At 55.3% G+C, this 20356-nt stretch carries 20 protein-coding genes; 7 read left to right on the top strand and 13 right to left on the bottom strand.

Annotated features, from left to right (window positions below):
* Positions 1 to 109: 109 nt before the first annotated feature.
* Complete coding sequence (locus ACN0RL_RS02115; protein ID WP_417513210.1) at positions 110 to 889, top strand: hypothetical protein; 780 nt, start codon at positions 110 to 112, stop codon at positions 887 to 889.
* Between the two features lie 103 nt (positions 890 to 992).
* On the opposite strand, the gene ACN0RL_RS02110 is transcribed toward ACN0RL_RS02115, so the two are convergent.
* From ACN0RL_RS02110 to ACN0RL_RS02085, 6 genes are read right to left on the bottom strand one after another with little or no spacing between them, the layout of a single operon-like run.
* Positions 993 to 1232: a cytochrome C oxidase subunit IV family protein gene (locus ACN0RL_RS02110; RefSeq protein ID WP_417513208.1), complete on the bottom strand. Its 240-nt coding sequence runs from the start codon at positions 1230 to 1232 to the stop codon at positions 993 to 995.
* A 12-nt stretch (positions 1233 to 1244) separates the two neighbouring features.
* Positions 1245 to 1844, bottom strand: a complete 600-nt coding sequence (locus ACN0RL_RS02105) for a cytochrome c oxidase subunit 3 (protein WP_417513206.1) — start codon at positions 1842 to 1844, stop codon at positions 1245 to 1247.
* Position 1845: 1 nt separating this feature from the next.
* A complete protein-coding gene (locus tag ACN0RL_RS02100) occupies positions 1846 to 3669 on the bottom strand; it encodes a nitric oxide reductase activation protein NorD (protein WP_417513204.1) in 1824 nt (607 codons plus the stop codon).
* Positions 3670 to 3681: 12 nt separating this feature from the next.
* The gene (locus ACN0RL_RS02095) at positions 3682 to 4650 is read right to left on the bottom strand and encodes a 4Fe-4S binding protein (protein ID WP_417513202.1); all 969 of its coding nucleotides are present in this window, start codon (positions 4648 to 4650) and stop codon (positions 3682 to 3684) included.
* A 58-nt stretch (positions 4651 to 4708) separates the two neighbouring features.
* Positions 4709 to 6124, bottom strand: a complete 1416-nt coding sequence (locus tag ACN0RL_RS02090) for a cbb3-type cytochrome c oxidase subunit I (protein ID WP_417513200.1) — start codon at positions 6122 to 6124, stop codon at positions 4709 to 4711.
* A 10-nt stretch (positions 6125 to 6134) separates the two neighbouring features.
* Positions 6135 to 6584 (bottom strand): c-type cytochrome, encoded by a 450-nt coding sequence (locus tag ACN0RL_RS02085; protein ID WP_417513198.1) that lies wholly within the window; start codon positions 6582 to 6584, stop codon positions 6135 to 6137.
* A gap of 188 nt (positions 6585 to 6772) precedes the next feature.
* On the opposite strand from ACN0RL_RS02085, the gene ACN0RL_RS02080 reads away from it, so the two are divergent.
* Positions 6773 to 7690: an AEC family transporter gene (locus ACN0RL_RS02080; protein WP_417513196.1), complete on the top strand. Its 918-nt coding sequence runs from the start codon at positions 6773 to 6775 to the stop codon at positions 7688 to 7690.
* Here the strand turns inward: ACN0RL_RS02080 and rrtA are convergent.
* Positions 7659 to 8267, bottom strand: coding sequence for a rhombosortase (rrtA, locus tag ACN0RL_RS02075; protein ID WP_417513194.1), 609 nt, complete (start codon positions 8265 to 8267; stop codon positions 7659 to 7661). The two genes, ACN0RL_RS02080 and rrtA, sit on opposite strands and share 32 nt — an antisense overlap.
* A gap of 86 nt (positions 8268 to 8353) precedes the next feature.
* On the opposite strand from rrtA, the gene ACN0RL_RS02070 reads away from it, so the two are divergent.
* Both ACN0RL_RS02070 and ACN0RL_RS02065 read left to right on the top strand, forming a co-directional pair.
* On the top strand, positions 8354 to 9988 hold the full coding sequence (locus ACN0RL_RS02070; protein ID WP_417513192.1) for a M12 family metallo-peptidase: 1635 nt from the start codon (positions 8354 to 8356) through the stop codon (positions 9986 to 9988).
* Entirely contained in the window at positions 9988 to 10485 is a 498-nt protein-coding gene (locus tag ACN0RL_RS02065) for a DUF6174 domain-containing protein (RefSeq protein WP_417513190.1), read from the top strand. The genes ACN0RL_RS02070 and ACN0RL_RS02065 overlap by 1 nt, the downstream gene beginning before the upstream one ends.
* Here the strand turns inward: ACN0RL_RS02065 and ACN0RL_RS02060 are convergent.
* A complete protein-coding gene (locus ACN0RL_RS02060; protein ID WP_417513188.1) occupies positions 10453 to 11100 on the bottom strand; it encodes a cation transporter in 648 nt (215 codons plus the stop codon). The two genes, ACN0RL_RS02065 and ACN0RL_RS02060, sit on opposite strands and share 33 nt — an antisense overlap.
* Positions 11101 to 11185: 85 nt before the next feature.
* Positions 11186 to 11650 carry a Cd(II)/Pb(II)-responsive transcriptional regulator gene (gene cadR, locus ACN0RL_RS02055; protein WP_417513186.1) on the bottom strand — a complete coding sequence of 155 codons (465 nt, stop codon included), beginning with the start codon at positions 11648 to 11650 and terminating at the stop codon, positions 11186 to 11188.
* A gap of 111 nt (positions 11651 to 11761) precedes the next feature.
* On the opposite strand from cadR, the gene ACN0RL_RS02050 reads away from it, so the two are divergent.
* Together ACN0RL_RS02050 and ACN0RL_RS02045 are read left to right on the top strand one after the other, a co-directional pair.
* A complete protein-coding gene (locus ACN0RL_RS02050) occupies positions 11762 to 13363 on the top strand; it encodes a BCCT family transporter (RefSeq protein ID WP_417513184.1) in 1602 nt (533 codons plus the stop codon).
* Complete coding sequence (locus ACN0RL_RS02045) at positions 13353 to 13832, top strand: universal stress protein (RefSeq protein ID WP_417513182.1); 480 nt, start codon at positions 13353 to 13355, stop codon at positions 13830 to 13832. Before ACN0RL_RS02050 ends, ACN0RL_RS02045 begins: the two co-directional genes overlap by 11 nt.
* 19 nt (positions 13833 to 13851) lie before the next feature.
* On the opposite strand, the gene ACN0RL_RS02040 is transcribed toward ACN0RL_RS02045, so the two are convergent.
* On the bottom strand, positions 13852 to 15393 hold the full coding sequence (locus ACN0RL_RS02040; RefSeq protein WP_417513180.1) for an FAD-binding domain-containing protein: 1542 nt from the start codon (positions 15391 to 15393) through the stop codon (positions 13852 to 13854).
* On the bottom strand, positions 15390 to 15545 hold the full coding sequence (locus ACN0RL_RS02035) for a DUF2256 domain-containing protein (protein WP_417513178.1): 156 nt from the start codon (positions 15543 to 15545) through the stop codon (positions 15390 to 15392). The genes ACN0RL_RS02040 and ACN0RL_RS02035 overlap by 4 nt, the downstream gene beginning before the upstream one ends.
* A gap of 69 nt (positions 15546 to 15614) precedes the next feature.
* On the opposite strand from ACN0RL_RS02035, the gene ACN0RL_RS02030 reads away from it, so the two are divergent.
* On the top strand, positions 15615 to 17303 hold the full coding sequence (locus ACN0RL_RS02030; RefSeq protein WP_417513176.1) for an HAD family hydrolase: 1689 nt from the start codon (positions 15615 to 15617) through the stop codon (positions 17301 to 17303).
* Here ACN0RL_RS02030 and ACN0RL_RS02025 read toward each other — a convergent pair.
* Positions 17300 to 18538: a substrate-binding periplasmic protein gene (locus tag ACN0RL_RS02025; RefSeq protein WP_417513174.1), complete on the bottom strand. Its 1239-nt coding sequence runs from the start codon at positions 18536 to 18538 to the stop codon at positions 17300 to 17302. The two genes, ACN0RL_RS02030 and ACN0RL_RS02025, sit on opposite strands and share 4 nt — an antisense overlap.
* A gap of 128 nt (positions 18539 to 18666) precedes the next feature.
* Positions 18667 to 20199, bottom strand: a complete 1533-nt coding sequence (locus ACN0RL_RS02020; protein WP_417513172.1) for a cryptochrome/photolyase family protein — start codon at positions 20197 to 20199, stop codon at positions 18667 to 18669.
* Positions 20200 to 20356 lie beyond the last annotated feature (157 nt).

Below are 20356 nucleotides of genomic sequence, written 5' to 3'. Positions count from 1 at the left end.
AGTCTTCAGAGGAAAATGGAGTGAAAAACCAAAAAAAGTGTAACTGACCCAATATGTAATTTATTCAATCAGTTATGATTTTTTCACATGTAAAGAGGGGACTGGAAGGATGGACAAATCCATCATCAAGGTAGCTGACACGTTCTGGAATATTCGCGGGTCGTTCAAGCTCGGGGGGCGTATCGATATCGGAACGCAGACTTCCCTGGTAAAACTTGCAAGCGGCAACTTCTTGTTCCTGGACGCCTACGCTTTCGATGCTTATCAGCAGGAGACGATCAACTCGATTGTTGGCGGTGCCAGGGTAGAGGCCATTCTCAATGTACACCCCTTTCACACCGTTAATGTCGAGAGAATGCACGAGCTTTACCCCCATGCGAAACTCTACGGCACAGCTCGACATCGTAACCGGTTCCCGAATTTACCCTGGGAATCCGAATGCACCGAGCATGATGCCCTTCATGAAAAGTACCGTGATGACCTGCAGTTTTCAGTGCCCCGGGGCGTTGAGTTCATTTCCGACAACGAAAATGTGCACTTCTCATCCGTGCTGGTGTTCCATCCCGAATCGGGTGCGATCCACGTGGACGATACCTTTGGGTACACAGAGCTGCCCGGTTGGCTTCCGGGGCTTGGCGCGAAAGGCCTTGTGAGTCTGCATCCCACCCTGCCACTTGCGCTGGAAAAACGTGCGGGAGCGGCGAGGGAATTCCGGGAATGGGCACAGACCCTGTTTTCCGACTGGGGTGCGGCAACAACGCTGTGTGCCGCGCATTCGGCACTGCTGCAGGTGGAGGTTGGTGCACCATCCCTTCAAACACGACTCAAACGGGCGCTAATGGTCAATGAACCCATCCTGCGGGCCCATCAAATGCTGTATGGTAAATAAGGGGTTCTACCCCGTTTCGGCCAGACTATGGTTGCAAGAACAGCTTGTCTGATTTTAGAAATATTTGAGGCGCACAGTTACGGGTTCTTGTGCGTTCTTCTGGTCATGTAATTGCATGAAAACCGGCAACCGCAACAATTACCAGCGGCGCCCATAGTTGGGCAGCCAGCCGCCATCCTCGCGGCGCGTGCTTCATCTCCATGAAGTGATCCACCAGCAACAGCGCCTTCACAATAACCATGCCAAACACCAGCCAGGCCAGAAACTCAGGGCCTATGCCGACCTCGAGCGCAATCACCGGCAGGGCGGTGCAAATCATCAGTGCGAAATAAACCGTCAGCATTCCCAGCCCTCCCTAGGCCAGTACATAAAGCAAAGGGAACATAAGCAACCAGACCAGATCCACCATGTGCCAGTAAGAAGCACCGGATTCCATGCCGTTCATATCCGAACCGTCGTAGTCACCCTTGCCTACTTTTACCGCAATCACAATCAACACAACCTGCCCGAGAATCACGTGCATGAAGTGGAAAAACGTCAGGAAGAAATAAAACATGAAGAAGGTGTCTGTTCCCAGGTTATAGCCCTGGCTGTACAAGTTTACGTACTCATACAGCTTGCCAACCGTGTAAACGCAGGAAACCGCAACTGCCAGCCACAGACGCAATGGTACGCCTGAACGCCGCTTGCGAAGCTGGTGAACCGCAGTGGCAACCAGATAGCTGGCGGTAATCAGCGCTACTGTATTCAGCAACCCGATTAACGGATGCAGAGCCTCCCGGCCAGCATGGAAAGTGGCAGGGTCCAGGCTGCGGGCAACCGCAAAGCCGATAAACATGATGCCGAACACTGCGAGTTCGGCAAAGATGAATATCCACACGGCAAGATCGCCCGGTAGCTGGCGCGTACCGGATACTGGTTCAGGTTCAAAGGCCAGGTCAATCGAATCACTCATATCATTGTGTCAGGTTCAGGTAGAGTTTTGGGAGCTGCAACGGCAGCTGTGCCGGATCGCGTATCACTACGAAGTTGCTGCTGCCAAACACGTAGGGCAGGTATTCGCTGGCTTCGTCGTCAATGGTCACGCAAAACGGTGTCAGCCCGGCTTTTTGGGCTTCCAGTACCGCCATGCGGGTGTCTTCCACACCATATCGGCCTTCGTACAAGTCCAGATCGTTGGGTTTGCCGTCGGTCAGCAATAACAAAATCTTCTGATGCTCGTGGCGCGTTTCCAGCAGCTTGGTTGCCTGTCGGATAGCGGCGCCCATTCGGGTGTAGAAGCCCGGTTCCAATGCCTGAATACGGCCCCGAATTGTGCTGTTGTATGCTTCATCAAAGCCTTTCAGGTGATGGAAGCGAACATGGTCTCGCCGCCGGGATGAAAACGCAAACAGGGCAAAGGGGTCGCGGCTGGCTTGCAGTGCTTCGCTGAGCAGTTGCAGCCCGTCCCGGGCAACGTCGATCACACGCTGTTGATTGTTGATATAAGTTTCGGTTGAGAGTGACACATCTGCCAGCACCAGGCAGGCAAGATCGCGCTGACTCTGCTGGCAGCGGCGGAACAGCTTCTGGTCGATAACGCCCTGGCCACGCCGGTGTTGAACTTCCCGCTCAAGACAGGCGTCTAGATCCAGCTCGTCGCCGTCGAGCTGCCGCTTCTGCCACTGTTTCAAAGGTTTCAGTGCGCTGAACTGCCTTTGCAGGCGCTTTGCCGGTCGGCGCAGCGCTTCAGGAAGTTCTGCTGGCTGGGCATCCTTTGCCAGCATGGGTTGCAGGCAACAAAAGGCCTCCCGAAAGCTCTGGGTGCGCCAATCCCACTCAGGCAAATGAATGCCCGGGCCAAGGCGCAGGTCGTCGTGTTCCTCCGAAGGCAAGTCGAGATCAAACTTGATGGCCGATGAGGTTTCCTTACGGTCGTTGGATACGGAGATCATATCCAGGTCGTTAGCAACCGCCTCGGCGTCTTCCTCGTCGGTATCATCGCCTGCCCGGTCAACCGGAATAAATTCTGTCCAGGAGAACAGACTTTCCAGCCGGAAGATCATCAAACCCTGGTCGCGGCTGAACGCTTCTACCCGCTCTGCCTGCTTGCGCTTGTTCTTCTTGGTCAGGCCGCCGGGGCTGGACTGGGTCTCGTCATCACCTGTGACCTGGCCGCTGGCTTTGCCCTGGTCAAGCGCCGGGTAGAGCCAGAGGATGACTGGCCAGGGGTCGGTTTCGGCAGTGGGCAGGGCAGGGACGCTGCCCGGATGAATAAGAGCCTGGCGAATGGCATGTTCCCGAGTGGCTTCCTCGGGTGTCAGGCTTTCCGGGTCCGGGCGCCAATACAGTACTTGCTTGACCAGGCGCTGATAGACCTTTTCAAGCCCGGGCCAGCGCGCAAGCACCTCCTGAACCAAGGCCTGATTGCCGGTAAACCAGTCGCTATCGTTCGGGGCCGGGGTAGCCGCGAGGGCCGCCAGCCAGATATAAAGATCCCGGTTTAGCTGTCTGGAGGGAAAGCGTGCGATTCGCTCCGGCAGGCGCAGATTCTGGTCGTCCCGCCAGGCCAGTTCAAATTTACGATGGGTGCCAGCCAGCTTGTGCAAAAATTTCCGGCGCAGCCGAAAGTGCCGGGACTCTGCCGTTACCAGGCTCAGCGCAGGGTCGCCCCCAAAGGCCCGGAACACAATGCCGAGGCTGCGGGCTTCGTCTTTCAGGTAAACGGCGTGCTCTGGGAACTCCCCCAGAGCCTGGCGAGTGATGTACTCATGCCATTTATAGCCGACCCACTCTTCCATCTTGAACTCCCTCTAAGCCCGCTGCCGTGCGGGTTTTCTGTCAGGTTTGGGATTGGTCGTTAACTGATGAACAGGAATCAGCACCGTTTGCCGGCTGGGTTCGCCGGGCTGCCATTGCAACAGGCTGCCTTCCGGGTTGTTTTTCTGCACCTCACGGCAAGCACTTACACACTGCAGGCATTGGGTGCAGGAGAACTTTGCCCGCTTGTGGCTGCGGGTAGGTAGCCGCATGGGGCAGGCCTCGTCGCAGGCTTTGGTGCAGTCGCGGCATGCTGCCGCACGCTTGGTATCAAAGGTAACGAGCTGGCCACGGCCATGAGTCATCCAGGCAATACTTTGCACCACGCCGAAAGCGCAGCCGTATTTGCAGAACAGATGGCGGGCAAACAAAAAATCCAGGGTGAAAACGGTGGTAGCTACGGCCAGAAATACCGTTGGATAGAAGGCCATGTTGCCAGTGACCAGATCCGTATATAACGGGATAGGCGGCAAGAGGTAAGAAAGCATTGCCAGCGCCCATGAAAAGCCGATCAGGCTGCATGCCAAAGTCAGTCCTGCCCAATGGATAACCTTGCCGCGTCGGCCTTTTTTCAGGGCTTCCCAGAGTGTGGGCCGGCCGGTCATGCGGGTCATCAGATCGTTAATGGTTTCGACGACCGAAAAGTGTGGGCACAGCCAGCCACAGTAGATGCGGCCCCATTTCCAGGCAACCCAGAGTACAAGGGGAACCAGAACAAGAATGGGGAGGATGAACCAAAACAGAATCTGGCTGGCGACGTCCACAGGGGAACTTTGCGCCACCCAGTCAAGATTCAGGTTGAAAGAAAGCGGGAAACCCAACAGTACAAAATGGGTTTCTGTGAGATCGTAACGGAAAATATTCAAAACCGGTGCCAGCAGAAACAGCCCGAAGAAAGCAGCGCGGGTAATCAGGCGCTTATTCTGGAGCGTGTCTTTAGGGTTTGCCCGCTGTACGGTCACAATTCAAGTCCGGGTAGGCAGGGCCGGAAACGTGTTCCGGCCCTGTTGGTTCGAGGGTTTATGCGTCCTGGATTGCAGCGCCGCGAACTTCCTCGTCAAAAGATGCTTGTCCCTTGATAAAGAAGCTGCCGAAGTACACCACAAGCCCGGCCATGAAGAAGCAGCCGGCAATCATGCGCGCCCAGTAGAACAGTGCGATGTTGTCCTGGGTTGCCATGAATGACAGGGCTTCGCCGCTCTCCGGAATGCGTTGCAGCCAGATTTGCAGGATACCGGCACCGGTCAGGAACAGCGTGATGAAGACCATGGAAATAGTCATCAGCCAGAAGCTCCACATTTCCACAACCTGGGCCGTATTGCTGTTGCCGTAAGGCCGGCCACGCATAATTGGCATAGCGTAGGAAATGATGGTCAGCACGATCATCACATAGGCGCCATAGAAGGCCATATGGCCATGCGCAGCAGTGAGCTGAGTGCCGTGGGTGTAATAGTTGATTGGTGCCAGTGTGTGCAGGAAGCCCCATACACCCGCGCCAAGGAACGCCATTACCGCAGTACCCATGGCCCATAGTGCAGCGACCTTGTTGGGGTGGTTGCGCCTGCGCCGGTTAATCATGGTGAAGGCAAACAGCACCATCATGAAGAACGGAAGGGGTTCCAGTGCCGAGAACACAGAGCCCAGCCACAACCAGTACTCGGGTGGCCCGATCCAGAAGAAGTGGTGGCCCGTACCGATAATGCCGGTAATCAGCGCCATGGCAATGATCACATACAGCCACTTCTCGATGACCTCGCGGTCTACGCCGGTGATCTTGATCAGCACGTACGCCAGGATAGCGGCCATGATCAATTCCCATACGCCTTCAACCCACAGGTGCACCACAAACCACCAGAAGTACTTGTCGGTTGTGAGGTTGCTGGGGTTGTAGAAGGAGAACAGCCAAAGCACGGCCAAACCAATCAGACCGGTAATCAACACAATGTTGACCACGGTTTTACGGCCTTTCAGGGCAGTCATCATGATATTGAACAGGAAGCCGACCACCACCAGGGCTATGCCAATCTTGGTGATCGTAGGCTGCTCAAGAAACTCCCGGCCCATGGTTGGCAACAGCTTGTTCATGGTGACATCCGCCAGAGTGGCGTAGTCCACAAACAGGTAACCAAGGATGGTAAGAGTGCCGGCAACGGCAAAGACCCAGAACAGAATCCAGGCAAGCAGCGGGCTGTAAAGCTCGGTTTGCGCTTCTTCAGGCACCAGGTAGTAGGTGGCCCCCATAAAGCCGAACAGCAACCACACGATCAGCAGGTTGGTATGAACCATCCGTGCAACGTTGAAGGGGATTTCCGGGAACAGGAAATCCCCCACCACGTACTGCAGGCCCAGAACCAGGCCGAATACGATCTGACCGGCAAACAGAATCAGGCCGAAGATGAAATAGGGCATGGCGACCCGTTGAGATTCGTATTTCATATCTACTCCCTTAGCCTTCGATGTTGGGTGGCCAGCCGTTATCATCGATCTTGGACGTCCACTCAAGGAATGAAGACAGATCGTTGATTTCCTGGTCGGTCAGGTTGAATTGCGGCATCTGCCGGCGACCGGGCACGTTTGTGGGCATGGCGTTCATCCAGGCGTTCATGTACGCCTTGAAGACTTCGCTGTTGGCCCCGCCACGGCGGTCAAATACGTTGGCAAGCTCCGGTGCAAAGTACGCACCTTCGCCCATGAGGGAGTGACAGCCAACGCAGTTGTTGTTTTCCCAGACGTGTTTGCCCCGGACAACCTCTTCGGTAAGCTGATCCCTGTTATCCCGCTCGGGCATAGCCCGCGATTGGGTGTCAAAAGTCAGAACCAGAAACAGCAGGACGAAGAACGTACTTCCCCCCAGATATATGTTCCTGGCCATGCTTTTGGTAAAGCGTTCGGCCATTGGTCTCTCTCCTTGGTCGTTGTGAAATACCTGACTGCCATACTAGGATATAAACATGTATTCGTAATGCTGTTGACGATTATCAATCATGGCGGGAAATGACACTACTGCGCTGGGGAGTTACCTCTGTAGGGGTAGATGATAGACTTGCCGGCCTGTTTTTCTGAACTCGGGTGTCCGGAGCCTCTATGGCAGCAGCGCTGGCGTTGTTTATCAAGCTGATTCCGCTTTATGTCACGGTTGCTCTCGGCTGGGTCGCCGGGCGCTATCTTGAGGCCAGTGGCAAGCATATTGCGGGCATCATGCTTTATATTGTTACGCCGTCGGTGGTGTTCTCCGGCGTTATGGCTGCGCCGCTTTCCCCGGAAGTGATTTTCCTGCCTTTTCTGGTGTTCGGATTTGCATCGGTGCTTGCCATTGTGCAGTTCAGGTTTGCGCGGCGGGTGCTGACAGATGGCAGTGCCGCCATTATTCCGCTCTGCGTCGGGTCAGGTAACACGGGCTATTTTGGAGTGCCGGTTGCATTGCTTCTGTTCGGGGAAGAAGGGCTGGCGATATATATTGTGTGCATGCTGGGCGTCACCTTGTTCGAAAGCTCGGTGGGGTTTTACCTCGCGGCTCGCGGGCGGCATGATTTGAAAGAGTCCCTGTGGCGGGTCGCAAAACTGCCTTCGGTCTATGCATTCCTGGCAGCGGTAAGCCTCAACCTCTCGGGCGTCAGCATTCCCGATGTGTTTATGCCGCTCTTCGACAACCTGCGCGGCGCCTATAGTATTCTGGGCATGATGATCATCGGTATGAGCATCAGCAGTTTCCGGGGGCTGGTGGGCAACCTGCGCTTTACGTCACTGGCATTTTTCGGAAAATTTGTGGCCTGGCCACTACTGGCAACGGCCTTCTGGTGGCTGGATTCACAGGTGCTGGGTATTTATGAACCGGCGGTGCACAAAGCGATCTTTCTGATTTCCATTACACCCATTGCAGCCAATACTGTTGTTATCGCAACTTTGCTGGACACCTCGCCCCGACAGGCCGCAGGCACGGTAATGCTCACTACGCTCTTTGCCCTGGTGTTTATTCCGGTGATGATTTCGCTGGCTTTCTGAACCATCGCTCCGCGAGGATTGACATTAGCCCTGCAGTGGCGCCGGTGAGAGCGCCAAGCCAGTGTGACTGGAGAATGACACGCCCACCGATGAGGGTGTTCTCGGTAGCCGGGTTATAGAGCGTGTTTTCCGCTACCAGTTTCACGGCCATAAACGCCAGCACCAGAAGGCTCCAGCGCCGCTCTGAACTGAGGTTAAAGAGCGCTGTAAAAACCAGCAGCCCGTGCAGGCATCCCGAAAAACCCCGGTACCAGGCCAGATCCGGAGCCTGCCATAAAAGGCCGAGGGATATGACAAGCGGCGAGATAAGCAGATAAGCAATCCACTCTTTTAAAGGTGGATGGCGCCTGAACAACAAGCAGACAACCGTCACTCCGGCGAGATTGAGCGCCAGGTGCCCCGCGCCAAGATGAACCCAGTGGCCGGTTACCAGCCGCCAGAGTTCACCGTTTTCCAGGCCACTGCGAGACCACTCGAACAGTGCTGGCGGCAGAAATGCACTTGCGCTCAGTGCGATCGCCAGCACGACAAAACGTCTCCAGCCGGGGGATGGCAGAATTCGGGACTCAGTTGTCATAAACACATAACGTTACGCAACCTTCATGGCGGGTCAGCCGGGTATTCGCTAAATTACTGAAAAACTGTCTGATATAGAGTTTTACCATGCCTTTCAGGTTTATACCCATTCTTGTGTCCTTGATTTCTTTTGCCCTCTTGCCGGCAATGTCTGCAGCCGCGTCAGCCGCTATGGTTCAGCCGGTCTGGATCGACGGCCACAGCTACGAGGCACAGCTGGAGCGAAACCAGCGGTTTGTGGCTACCGAGGGTGATCATTACGAAGGCCATTTTCCGGAAGATCCGGACAGCTGGGTACGTATCTCGCGTCTCGATAATGGTTGGGAAGGCATGGCTTACGCGTTCGGGCGCATGCACACCATTGGCGGTAATGAAAAGCCGGCTACGTTCAGCTTCAGTCGTATTGAAGAACCCCCGCAATGCGGTATGGATCACCTGCACGGTGAGTCGCTGATTACGCCCGACAGTCTGATTGGCCCTGCAATGGCTCAAGCCGTATCCGCCAACTTCGATATGCTCTGTGCTGACAAGGTTGATGGCGCCTGCCTGATGCTGGAGCTTGAGCTGGCGTTCGACAAGCAATTTCAGGATCGCTTTGCGAAGCCAAAGGAGCAGGCCGGAGCCATAATGAATATGGTGGAAGGGTTCTACAAAGACCAGTTCGGAATTATTTTCGATACGCTGTCGCTGACCTTTCTCGATAACGCTCAGGATGGATTGTTCAGCACAACAACGGAAGCTGGCGATCTGCTCTCGGATGTCAGGGAAAAGCGTGCAGCCGGTCGTCTCGGTTTTCTGCAAAGTGATCGGTCCATTTTCCATTTGATCAGTGGTCGGGATTTTAATGGCGGCACGGCCGGGGTTGCCTACGTAGGAACGCTTTGTAGCGGCAATGGTTTCGCTTCAGGGGTTACCAACGTGCTCAACAGCAATGTTGTAACTGCATTGATAGTAGCTCATGAGATTGGCCACAATCTGGGTGCGCGTCACGACGGTCAGGATGGAGAGGGGGCAGCTTGCCAGTCTGGCCAGTTCATCATGAGCCCGAGCGTGGGTTCCGATGTGAGCAGTTTCTCAAGTTGCTCTTACGGCTCGATAACGAATGAGATTTCTGCGTTGAGTGCCGTTGAACAATGCTTTAATTTCCCGGCAGACGTTTCCTTGTCTGCCTTCAATGGCAACCCCGCTGAAGTCGATCAGGAAGCCTCGTTCCAGGCAAACTTTCAGGTTAATTACGAAGACGCGGCACTTGAAAAGGCGGATCGCATGAAGGTTGAAGGCGTGATTGGCGAGGGTGAGGGCCGCCTGGTCGGGGTCAGTCTCGGAAGCGACGCATGCATTCTAACGGGCCCAGCCGACAAATCAGACGGCTTTGATTGCCCTGAAGTGGCAGTAAAGTCGGGGCTCCTGCTCAGCATTCAAGCCGAAGCCGGCACCAGCGCCACGTTCAACCTGCTACAGAATGCAACGCTGATCAGCGACAGCGGTGAGGTGAAAGACATTCTGCCGCAGAACAACGAACTGATGACCCGGATCACTCTTGCAGCAATTGAGCCCATCACACCCGAAGAGCCAGAGAATGAGGGTACTCCGCCAACAACGCCGGATACACAGAAGAACACCAGTTCCAGATCGGACAGTGGTGGCGGCGGTGCCGTTAACTGGGCCTGGCTGCTAATGGGAGTGATTGCAGTGGCCGTTCGCCGGAGGCGGTTCAGTTGATGGCGGCGCTGCGAGGGCAAACCCTCTGTTTAACAGCGCTTTTTTTGGGTTTTGTGCTTGCAGGGTGCGGCACGGTTGTGCCCGATGCCGCTGCAGAAAATGCTGGAAATGAAATTGAAACCCGCGATCAGGCTCAGGCGCTTTGGCGCGGCAAAGGCATCGTTAATTATCAGGTTACGGTTCAGCAGACCTGTTTCTGCCCGGCGGATCTGAGCCAGCCAATGCGCGTTACGGTTGTTGGCGGCAAGCTGGTCGATGTAAAGGGGCTTGAGCAGCCCATTCAGGACGAAAGCCAGCTCGACGCCAGCCGGCTGACCATTGCCGGTTTGTTCGAGTTCATTGAGCAGTCAGAGCAGCGGAAAGTTCACAAACTGAACGTGGATTACGATCCCCACTACGGTTTTCCGCGGCGAATTGACTACGACGGCCATGAAATGATTGCCGACGACGAGTACCAGTACGAGTTATCGGACTTCCAGGCTGGCTCCAGTCGCTGAATTCTGTTTTGCGTTGTGAATGTCTTGCCTGGCATGGCGCACAACGCTGATGCCAGCCGTGATCGCCAGAGTGCCCATGATGGCGGCGACAATCAGATCCGGCCATGCGCTAGCTGTACCGAAAACGCCCAGAGCGGCGGCCATGACGGCCAGATTACTGATGGCATCGTTGCGGCTGCATAGCCACACCGAGCGCATGTCCGAGTCCCCACTGCGAAACCGGAAAAGCATAATGGCAACGCCGGAGTTTGCTACCAGCGCCAGCAAACCGACCGCACCCATGGTAAGCGGTTCGGGCGTAATGCCTTGCTCCAATACCCAGATGGCCCGTGCCCAGACTGCGACACCGAATACTGTCATGGTAATGCCTTTCACCATGGCTGCGCGGCCACGCCAGAGCATGCCCATAGAAAGAACGGAAAGCGACAGAATGTAGTTGGCGCTATCGCCAAAGAAATCGATGGCGTCGGCCATCAGTGAAACCGAGCCTGACTGCAAGCTGGCAACACCTTCCACGAAAAACATGGCCAGATTTACCCACAGGGCAATCCAGAGCGCACGGCGAAAGCCCGGGGCCGGGGATTTCGGTTCTGGACCAGAACAACTGCATGCCATAAACACCTCCTGATCAGCGATGGAGATATTTAAAACCCTGTAGTTGCTACAGGGTCAACACTTCGCAGGCAGTTTTTAGAGAACCTCAATTCTTGCCCGGTCTGTGAGTGCCTGGCACGTGATTTTCGTGATCGTCGGAACTGGTGTGCAGGCCCTCCAGCTCGGAACTGAGCCCGCCCATAATGCCACACTCCTTTACCGTGCCCGCATCCGAACAGGCTTTTTGCAGCTGTTGCAGCGTGTTTTCCAGGGTTGCGAGCTCCTTCAAGCGGTTACGTACATGATTCAGGTGGCGGGCCAGTAGGGCATCTACTTCATGGCAGTCGGCTTCCGGATTTTCGGACAGTCGGATCAGTTCGCGAATTTCCTCCTGGGCCATATCAAGATTGCGGCAACGCTTGATAAACAAAAGTCGGTCGAGGTGCTTAGCGCGATAGGCCCGATAGCCACTGATATCCCGATCCGGAGTTGGCAGCAAGCCAATTTTTTCGTAGTACCGGATGGTTTCCACGGCAACGGATGATTGTTTGGATATTTCACCGATTTTCATCGTGTTTGCGCTTCCCGTGTATTATTGATCTGGCGTGTGTCAGGACCGGTCTGTTTTCGTTATGGTAGAGGAGAATCCCTCTATTTGTGAACTTTAACCGGGAGACTTACCTTGCTGGAGCGGCTGCAACGCTTGCTTGGACTGCAGACAATACCGGGTGTTTTTTTTACATCTGCAGGGGTGGCCGCAGTGTTTGTTTTGCTGGCCATACCCTTTGACAAGGCCGTTGCGGATACCTTTGGCGTTCTGACCGGCTGGGTTGCGCAAAACCTTGGCTGGTTCTACATCCTTTCTGTTACCTCACTTTTGCTGTTCCTGCTGGGACTGGCACTAAGCCGCTACGGCGGTATTCGACTGGGCGCTGATGATTCCCGGCCGGATTATTCCAACCTCACCTGGTTCACCATGCTTTTTGCTGCCGGCATTGGCACCATTCTGATGTTCTGGGGCGTGGCCGAGCCGGTTTCTCATTTTGCCAACCCGCCGTTCGAAAGTGTGATTGCCGGCAGCGACCGTGCGGCCAGTGATGCAATGACTATATCTCTGTATCACTTTGGTCTGCACACCTGGACCATATTCGCCATGCCCGGCCTGGCGATTGCTTACTTTGCCTACCGGCACAACTTGCCCATGCGTATCAGCAGCCTGTTCTATCCGCTGCTTGGCGATCGTATATACGGGCCTTTGGGTTGGACTGTAGATGTAATTGCGGTGCTGGGTACGCTCTTTGGTGTGGCTACTTCCCTCGGGCTTGGCACCTTGCAGCTCAACAGCGGCTTGTCTTACCTGTTTGGCACACCTTCGACAGGATGGGTTCAGGTGCTGCTCATTACAGTGATTACCAGCATCGCAGCCATCTCTGTGGCGCTTGGGCTAGACAAAGGCGTGCGCCGTCTATCGCAAATCAACATCGTACTGGCGTTGCTGCTGATCCTGTTTGTGTTGGTGGCAGGTCCCTCAGTATTCATTGCCGAGGGTATGGTGCAGAGCGTTGGTGACTATTTTGACGCCTTGCCGTGGCTGGCGTTCTGGACCCAGACTTATACTGAATCAGATTGGCAGCGGCAGTGGACACTGTTCTACTGGGCCTGGACGATTACCTGGGCACCTTATGTGGGTATCTTTATTGCCCGGATTTCCCGGGGTCGCACTATTCGTGAGTTTGTAGCCGGCGTGTTGTTTGCACCAACGGTGTTCACTCTGGTGTGGTTCGGGGTGTTCGGGCTCTCTGCTATCAACGTTGAAATGAATGGGACTGTGGCGCTGGCAGAGCAGGTGCAGCAAGACCCCTCTGTGGCCATCTTCGCCTTTCTTGAGGCCTTCCCGCTGTCGGAGGTGTCCTCTCTGCTCAGCATCATTATTATTGTTATTTTCTTCACTACCTCGTCGGATTCCGCATCTCTGGTCATTGATATGCTTACGCGCCGGGACGATCAGCCGTCGCTGGTACGCCAGAGAATTTTCTGGGCCGCCGCTCAGGGGGTGATTGCAGCAACCCTGCTTCTGGCAGGTGGCCTGGATGCACTGCAGAACGTCATCACATCGCTGGGATTGCCATTCTGCGTGTTGCTGGTTTTTATGGCGGTATCGCTATTCAGGGCTGTAAAAGCCGACCACCGCGGGTATTCCGTGAGCGAACTTGTGCAGGGGCGTGTATTCCCGGAAGTGGAGGGCACTACTGTGCGAAAACAGGAGGGTCAGAATGTACCGTAAAATACTGCTAGCCATAGATTATGAAGACGATGGTGAGGGCAAGCGGGCGCTGGAGGAAGGCGTCAGGTTGATGGGTGAAGACAGCGAACTGCATCTGGCGACCGTGTTCAATCCCGGAGGCGCTGGCTTTTTTCCCCATGTTACCGAAGAAACCCCGGAGGATCGGGAAAACGAAGTTCGGGAAAGGCTTAATCTGTTGGCACGCAAATATCTGCCTATGCAGCACAGCGCCAGCCTGCATGTAGTTGCTGGTACACCGGGTGAAAAACTGGTGGCGCTGGCTGCGAATATTGGAGCAGATCTGCTCGTTCTGGTGTCCAAAGGCGCCAGCAGCCGCTGGCCAATGCGTCGGGCTACGGTGGAATATGTGGCTGTTAACGCCTGTTGCGCGGTACTTATCTTGCCGTCTCTGGTGAAAGTTCCGGAAGAAACCAGAGACACTCCCCCGGCGGGCCAAGGGGTTGTCTGATATTCAACATCCAGGATCCTTACTCGTCGTCGAACAGAGAAAGCTGGTTTTCGTTCGGCGTGCTTCTGCCTCTGCCTGAGCCCGGACGTCTTTGAACCGGGCCTTTGCGGCTGCCATGCTTGTCCAGAACTCGACTGGTTTCGCTCCGGCTTACGCTGGATTTCCGGAAGTCACCAACAGCCTTTCGCGCGAAGCGGGCAGCCTGTTCATGATCGCAAACCGGTGTGATATAGGCACCACCTCCCAATCGCTTCTTCTGGCTCATTGTCATTAACCGGGGGGCGTGGATCCAGTCTGTCGGCACGTCCGCCAGCTCCGGAACCCAGCGGCGTATGAAATTGCCCTCGGGATCCAGCTTGCGACTCTGCAGTTCCGGGTTGTAAATTCGCAAAGCGTTTATACCGGTGAGGCCTGACTGCATTTGAACCTGCGGATAATGGATGCCCGGTTCAAAATCGGTAAACAACTTCGCCAGGTGCAGAGCCGGGTCTCGCCAGTGCAGCCAGAGCTGGTAGCTGGCAACCGCCATGAGCATGGCCCGCATGCGAAAATTGATCCAGCCGGTATGATGTAGTGCGCGCATGCAGGCATCCACTAATGGCCAGCCGGTTTGGCCCTCCTGCCAACGCTGCAGTCTTTCGGTATGGTTGGGGCCGGATTTCAGGTCTTCCATTTCCCGGTGCATGGCACGAAATTCCAGCTCCGGTTCGTCCTCCAGTTTCTGGATGAAGTGGCAGTGCCAGTGCAGACGCGAACGGAAGCTGGTCAGGCTTTTCTGTTTTCGTGGCAGGCTGCTGCTGTGCTGCCCTGACGCTTTTGCCCGATTATAGATCTCGCGCAGGCTAAGGGTGCCGTACGCTATATGGGGGCTTAACCGGGAGCAGCCACGAAGGGCCGTATTAGGGCTCGATATGTTGTATTGATACCCGATACAGCGCCGTTCCAGAAACGAAGAGAGTAACGTTTCACCTCGCTGGCTGCCCCCCGTTTGCCGGGCGGGGCAGGGGCGGGTGTCGCCGAAAAGTGGTGAGGACTTGCTCGTTTGAGCCGGCGGAAAGTCGGCAAAGCCTTCCGGAGCCGGCACACGCCCGGGTGCTGACAACTGGTCAGTGTGAATAACCTGATTCCAGGCGTCATCCCACAGATCCCGATCCTTCAGCCGCCTGACAACGCCGAACTGCTGCCACTCCCGGAACTCGATACCATTTTCCTGACACCAGCCAATCGTGGCCATGTCCCTCTCATAGGTCCATTGGCCACCGGTTTCCTGATGGCAGACCACCCTCCCCACATTGAGGTGCTCGCGCAGGGTTGAAAGTGCTTCGGTAACCCTGCCATGCCAGATCAGTAAACGGCTGCCGCGCTTTTGTAGTTCCCGGTGCAACTCCGCCAGAGACTCCTCGATAAAAAGCCATTGCCGCTGAGAGGTGTCGGGCAGTTGCCAGTATTCGGGTTCGATAACGTAAAGTGGGATCACGGGCTCACCGAGCTTTACAGCATGGTGCAGGGGGCCGTGATCCCGCACGCGAAGGTCGCGCTTGAACCAGACCACGGTACTCAAGGCACAGTACTCTTGTTGCGACTCTGGTTGCGCCGGCAGCGCTCGCTGCAGTAACGGACACTCTCCCAGTCTTTTGCCCACTTCTTGCGCCAGCTGAACGGACGCTGGCAGACCGGGCATGTTTTCTCAGGCAGGTGCGGTTTTTTGTGCATTGGCTCAATATGGTTTTAACTGATGGATAGCGTCTGTTTATACGTCTCTGAAACGTCAAAGGATTGTTTATGGATCGTGTGAGTGATCGCCTTTTGGCGCCTTCGGTACTGATCTTCGACTGGCATGGAACCTTGGTGGATACCCACGACGCCATGTTCAGCGCCATGGAAGACATGCTGCCGCAACTGGAAGAGCTTGGACTGGTGGATCGACTGCTACCGGAGGAGCAATGCCGGACGGAGGACGATGCGAGGCTGGTTCGCTACATCCGGATTTTCAGGCGCCTGCACCCGCGCATTCTTGCCGAGCGCAGGGTATCTCGAACCGATATTTTCAACGCTATTTTTGGAGACAATAAAGAGGCCAGAATGATTGCCCACCAGGCATACAATCAGGCCTACCGGCGTTACTTTGGGCAGGTCAGGCCCTTTCAGCCGGGAGCTTACGAATATCTTTGTGCGCTAAAAACCATGGGTATTCGCCTGGCTGTGGCAACGAACAGAAACCGGGAATTTCTCGAAAAAGAGCTGAAAACGGTTGATGAGGGGCGCTGGCAGAACCTTTTTGAAGCTACCGTATGCGCCGATGACGTCACAGAATATAAACCCGATCCGCAAGTGATCAGCAGGGCTCTGGAGAAGCTGGATCTGCCAGCAGATGCGCGCGCCTGGTACATCGGCGATAGTTACGTAGACATGTTGACTGCAAACCGCGCCGGGGTTGCCGGTGTGTTCTATAACGGTGCCCAGTGGGAAGCGGAGCGTATCCGCAGTTGGTTCTCAAGGCGCGATGAACCTCTGGCCGTGCTCGACAGCTTTGAAGAGTTGATGGATCTGCTTGCCCTGTTGGAGCGTGGCGAGCCTGCGAAGTTTCTGCATTCACCGGCAGAGGTTCGCCCCGGTCCCTTTCCTCCCCCGTCTCGTCCGGAGCCTCGCATAGAACCTGACTGGCATCCTGCGGTGGTTCGGCTTATTCGTCCGGAAGTGGTGCTGTTCGACTGGCACGCAACGCTTGTGGATACACTTGATGCGATGTATCACGCGGTGGATGACATGTTCCCGGATTTCCACAAACTTGGGCTGATGCAGCGCATGGTTACGCCCGAGGACAGCAAAACCCCGGAAGACGCGAAGCTGGTGGCCTATGTGCGAGAATTTGCCAGACTTCACCCCAAGGTGAAGGCTGACCGGAAGATCTCTCGCACGGATATTTTTGAAGTCCTTTTCGGTGATGATGAGGAAGCAAAGCAGATTGCACACAAAGCATTCAATCATCATTACCGCAACCACTACGGCACGGTAAAAGCCTTTGAGGCAAAAGTCCGGGCGGTTCTGGAAGGCTTGCGAAGACTGAATATTCAGGTAGGCGTGATTACCAATCGCGACCGGGAGTTTTTTGAGCATGAGTTAGCCGCTGTTGAAGACACCGGCTGGACAGAGCTGTTTGATGTAGACGTTTGCGGAGATGACACACCGCTGCGCAAACCACATCCGGATCAGCTCTTGCTGGCGGTGCAGAAGCTCGGTTATCCGCCGGACCCCAGCGTATGGTATGTCGGGGACAGCACCACCGATGTGATTGCCGCAAAGCGCGCGGGCATGACGTCTGTTTTCTTTAATGGCGCACAATGGGATTTGCCCTGGTTGAACCGCATATTCCCGGGCACCCACAAGCATCCTGACAAGCCCGATGTGGTGGTGAATGATTTCTCGGAGTTCTGGGCGCTGGTGCTTGCCTGTGAAGTGGGCCCGCCCTAGAAGCCAATAGCCTTCTCAATATCCAGGCCCAGTGCAATTACGCCGTTGGAAGCTTCGCCGCTGACGGGAAAAACGGGTGCACTGACGGTAATCTGGAATCGCGCGGTGGAACTGTCGTAACGAATGGGCGATATATAGACCGGCAACGGGACGCCCGGTTTTTCCGAGCGCCAGCTTCCTGCGACTTCCAGAAATTTCGGCTCGTCGCCTTGCCAGAAATCGGAGGTGAGCCTGCTCATCGCGGCGATTGTTCCCATGTTATTGATCACCATCACTTCTGTGACCAGACCCTGATGGGAGCGCTGCCAGGTTTCCAGAGTGCGTGATGCGGGCAGGTCGAGAATCTGTGTCGCTAAGGGTATTGCGGTCTCTGGCGCCAGAGCCTGCCACTCGGTGTCGATTGTCAGCACTTCCTCTAGAGAGGTTGGCAGTGGGCCGGCTTTCAAGGCTTGCTGCAGGTCCAATAACCTGGCCAGTTCGGTTAATAACTGTTTTGTCAGCGCTTCGATATGGTTTCGTTCTACGATGGAAAGCGCCAGTGGTTTTTTCATGCAAGCCGGAAGTGCCCGATTGAATGCAGCCAAAAACTCGGGATGGATTTTCTGGAAGGCTTCACTGACATAAAGGTGAAGCGGGGCATAGCGGAGGAAAAGCGAATGAAGACGGTCTGTGTTGGTTTTGTTTGTGGTGTTTAACTCCTCCATGACCCGCTTGTCCATTAATGCAATGTCAATTCTTCCTCGTTCCAGCAGCGCCGCCAACTGGCTGGGTGAGGTAACACTCAGGTAAATATCGTAGCCATTTGCTGCCAGCCAGGCTTCTTCGTTGCTGCCGTCAACGACCCCGATCCTGGCCTGGTCGGGCCGGATCCTCGGGTCCAGCATAAAAAAGTACCATTCCTCCAGGGCGACTGGGTGGCTGCGGCTGGCAATGGCGTCCAGTGCCGCAGATGGATCGGCAGCAAAGTAGCCGTCTACACTGTTTTGTCTGAGCGAATGAATAGCGCGTTTTTGGGGAGCGAGAGCTATATGCACGGACATCCCGGCCTGCGTTACGGCACAGGTTACCGTTTCCACGGTCTCGCCACCTATGCTTGCTGATTCACGCCCGCGTTCGCTGGAGACCTTATAGGGAGGAGCTTCAAAGGTGACGAGATTCATTGCGGGCGGCGATGCCAGGCACACCTGAAACATGATTGATGCGAGTATGCCGAGTGCAAGTGGTCGGTAGTCCATAGTGACCGGTCGTTCCATTTTTTTGCTGATTCGAAAGTACATGGAAGACTAGCAGTTGCAGCGGTTTCTTGCCTCCCTGTTACGCGGCTTTTGATGCATTACGGACCAAGAAACGGAAGCCCGGCGTTTCAGATACGCTCCAGCTGCGAAAGCAGGTCTTCTGCCCTGTCGAGCAAAGCCGCGCGCTTCTCGGGCTTCTGCCGATCCCAGTTTCGGTACATCATCGTCATCCTGGGGTTGCGCTCGAAATCGTCTCTGTGTCGGTCAATGAAATGCCAGTAGAGCGAGTTGAAGGGGCAGGCATCAGCTTCGGTACTTTTGCTGACGTTGTAATGGCATTTGGCGCAATGGTCAGACATACGCTGAATGTACTTGCCGCTGGCGGCGTAAGGTTTTGATCCCAGGTATCCGCCATCGGCGTGCATGACCATGCCCAGCACATTGGGCAGCTCTACCCAGTCGTAGGCATCAGCATAGACGGCCAGATACCAGTCGCAGATTTCCTCCGGTTTTACGCCTGCCAGCAGAGCAAAGTTGCCGGTGACCATGAGCCTTTGGATGTGATGGGCGTAGGCGTTACGCCGAGTGGCATCGATGGCTTTGTGCATGCAGCGCATTTTCGTGTCACCGGTCCAGTAGAACCAGGGCAGGGCACGGGTATTGCCCAGCCGGTTTTCTTTGGCGTAGCCCGGCATGTGCAGCCAGTAGATGCCCCGCACAAATTCGCGCCAGCCCAGAATCTGGCGAATAAAACCTTCTACCGCATTGATGGGGGCCTGTCCGGCATACCAGGCTCTAGCTGCCGCTTCACACACGGTGAGTGGATCCAGCAGGCCGCAATTAATATAGGGTGAAAGAATCGAGTGGAACAGCCAGTCTTCGCTATCTGACATGGCATCCTGATAGTCGCCGAAGCAGGGCAGGGCAAACTCGATAAAGTAATCCAGTGCTTCTTGCGCATCCTCTGGCGTGACGGCGAAGTGAAAGTCATCTGTGGTGCCAAAGTGGTCGGGGAAATGTTGTTCAATCAGATCAATAACGCCACGGGTTATGGCGTCGGGCTCTACCCTGAAGGGTGCAGGGGCAGGTGGCTTGCCGGTCCATTTCCGCCGGTTATCAGCGTCAAAGTTCCAGCTGCCGCCCTCCGGTTTGTTATCCGGAGTCATCAGCAAGCCGGTTTTGCGGCGCATTTCCCGGTAGAAGTACTCCATGCGCAGCTGCTTGCGGCCTTCAGCCCAGTCGGCAAACTCACGTTTGCTGGCAATAAACCGCGTATCTTTGCGGATGTCTACGGGAAGGTTCAGGCGTTCTTCCCACTGGTTGATCTGATCATGCAGCCGCCATTCACCGCACTCGGTTGTGATAATTCTGTCTGGCTGATGTTCTTCAAGCAACGAGGCGACCACGTCTTCAAGGCTTTGCTGTTCGTTAGCCGGGTGGTAGCGCTGGTAATGAACCTGCCAGCCATCATGCGCAAGCTGCTGCGCAAAATGGCGCATGGCGCTGAACAGCAGTACCAGTTTCTTCTTGTGATGATTGGTGTAGTTTGCTTCCTCATGAACCTCCGCCATAACAATACGGTCGCGCCCGGGGTCGGCTCCATCCAGGGCGCTGATGTCGGTTGTCAGCTGATCACCAAGAATCAGAATCAGATTGGCCATGAGAAAAAGCGCTCCGTTGTCTGGCGGACTTTTGTTCTGAGGGTCATAGGGTCCATCACCCTAAGTAGGTAGTCAGAATACGCAATATGCACGAGGGTAGTTCAGGCCCCAAGCTGATAAAATCCTGTTATTCGTCAAAATGACTCGCATCAAGATG

The organism is Marinobacter sp. (assembly GCF_048259445.1).
In the GTDB taxonomy this organism is placed as follows: domain Bacteria; phylum Pseudomonadota; class Gammaproteobacteria; order Pseudomonadales; family Oleiphilaceae; genus Marinobacter.
The sequence above is the reverse complement of the archived record's forward strand: the minus strand, read 5'-3'. Positions and strand labels throughout refer to the sequence as shown.

Coding starts and splice junctions, on each gene's coding strand:
- ACN0RL_RS02115 (WP_417513210.1), top strand. CDS start 110: ATGGACAAATCCATCATCAAGGTAGCTGACACGTTCTGGAATATTCGC.
- ACN0RL_RS02110 (WP_417513208.1), bottom strand. CDS start 1,232: ATGCTGACGGTTTATTTCGCACTGATGATTTGCACCGCCCTGCCGGTG.
- ACN0RL_RS02105 (WP_417513206.1), bottom strand. CDS start 1,844: ATGAGTGATTCGATTGACCTGGCCTTTGAACCTGAACCAGTATCCGGT.
- ACN0RL_RS02100 (WP_417513204.1), bottom strand. CDS start 3,669: ATGGAAGAGTGGGTCGGCTATAAATGGCATGAGTACATCACTCGCCAG.
- ACN0RL_RS02090 (WP_417513200.1), bottom strand. CDS start 6,124: ATGAAATACGAATCTCAACGGGTCGCCATGCCCTATTTCATCTTCGGC.
- ACN0RL_RS02085 (WP_417513198.1), bottom strand. CDS start 6,584: ATGGCCGAACGCTTTACCAAAAGCATGGCCAGGAACATATATCTGGGG.
- ACN0RL_RS02080 (WP_417513196.1), top strand. CDS start 6,773: ATGGCAGCAGCGCTGGCGTTGTTTATCAAGCTGATTCCGCTTTATGTC.
- rrtA (WP_417513194.1), bottom strand. CDS start 8,267: ATGACAACTGAGTCCCGAATTCTGCCATCCCCCGGCTGGAGACGTTTT.
- ACN0RL_RS02070 (WP_417513192.1), top strand. CDS start 8,354: ATGCCTTTCAGGTTTATACCCATTCTTGTGTCCTTGATTTCTTTTGCC.
- ACN0RL_RS02065 (WP_417513190.1), top strand. CDS start 9,988: ATGGCGGCGCTGCGAGGGCAAACCCTCTGTTTAACAGCGCTTTTTTTG.
- ACN0RL_RS02060 (WP_417513188.1), bottom strand. CDS start 11,100: ATGGCATGCAGTTGTTCTGGTCCAGAACCGAAATCCCCGGCCCCGGGC.
- cadR (WP_417513186.1), bottom strand. CDS start 11,650: ATGAAAATCGGTGAAATATCCAAACAATCATCCGTTGCCGTGGAAACC.
- ACN0RL_RS02045 (WP_417513182.1), top strand. CDS start 13,353: ATGTACCGTAAAATACTGCTAGCCATAGATTATGAAGACGATGGTGAG.
- ACN0RL_RS02035 (WP_417513178.1), bottom strand. CDS start 15,545: ATGCACAAAAAACCGCACCTGCCTGAGAAAACATGCCCGGTCTGCCAG.
- ACN0RL_RS02030 (WP_417513176.1), top strand. CDS start 15,615: ATGGATCGTGTGAGTGATCGCCTTTTGGCGCCTTCGGTACTGATCTTC.
- ACN0RL_RS02025 (WP_417513174.1), bottom strand. CDS start 18,538: ATGGACTACCGACCACTTGCACTCGGCATACTCGCATCAATCATGTTT.
- ACN0RL_RS02020 (WP_417513172.1), bottom strand. CDS start 20,199: ATGGCCAATCTGATTCTGATTCTTGGTGATCAGCTGACAACCGACATC.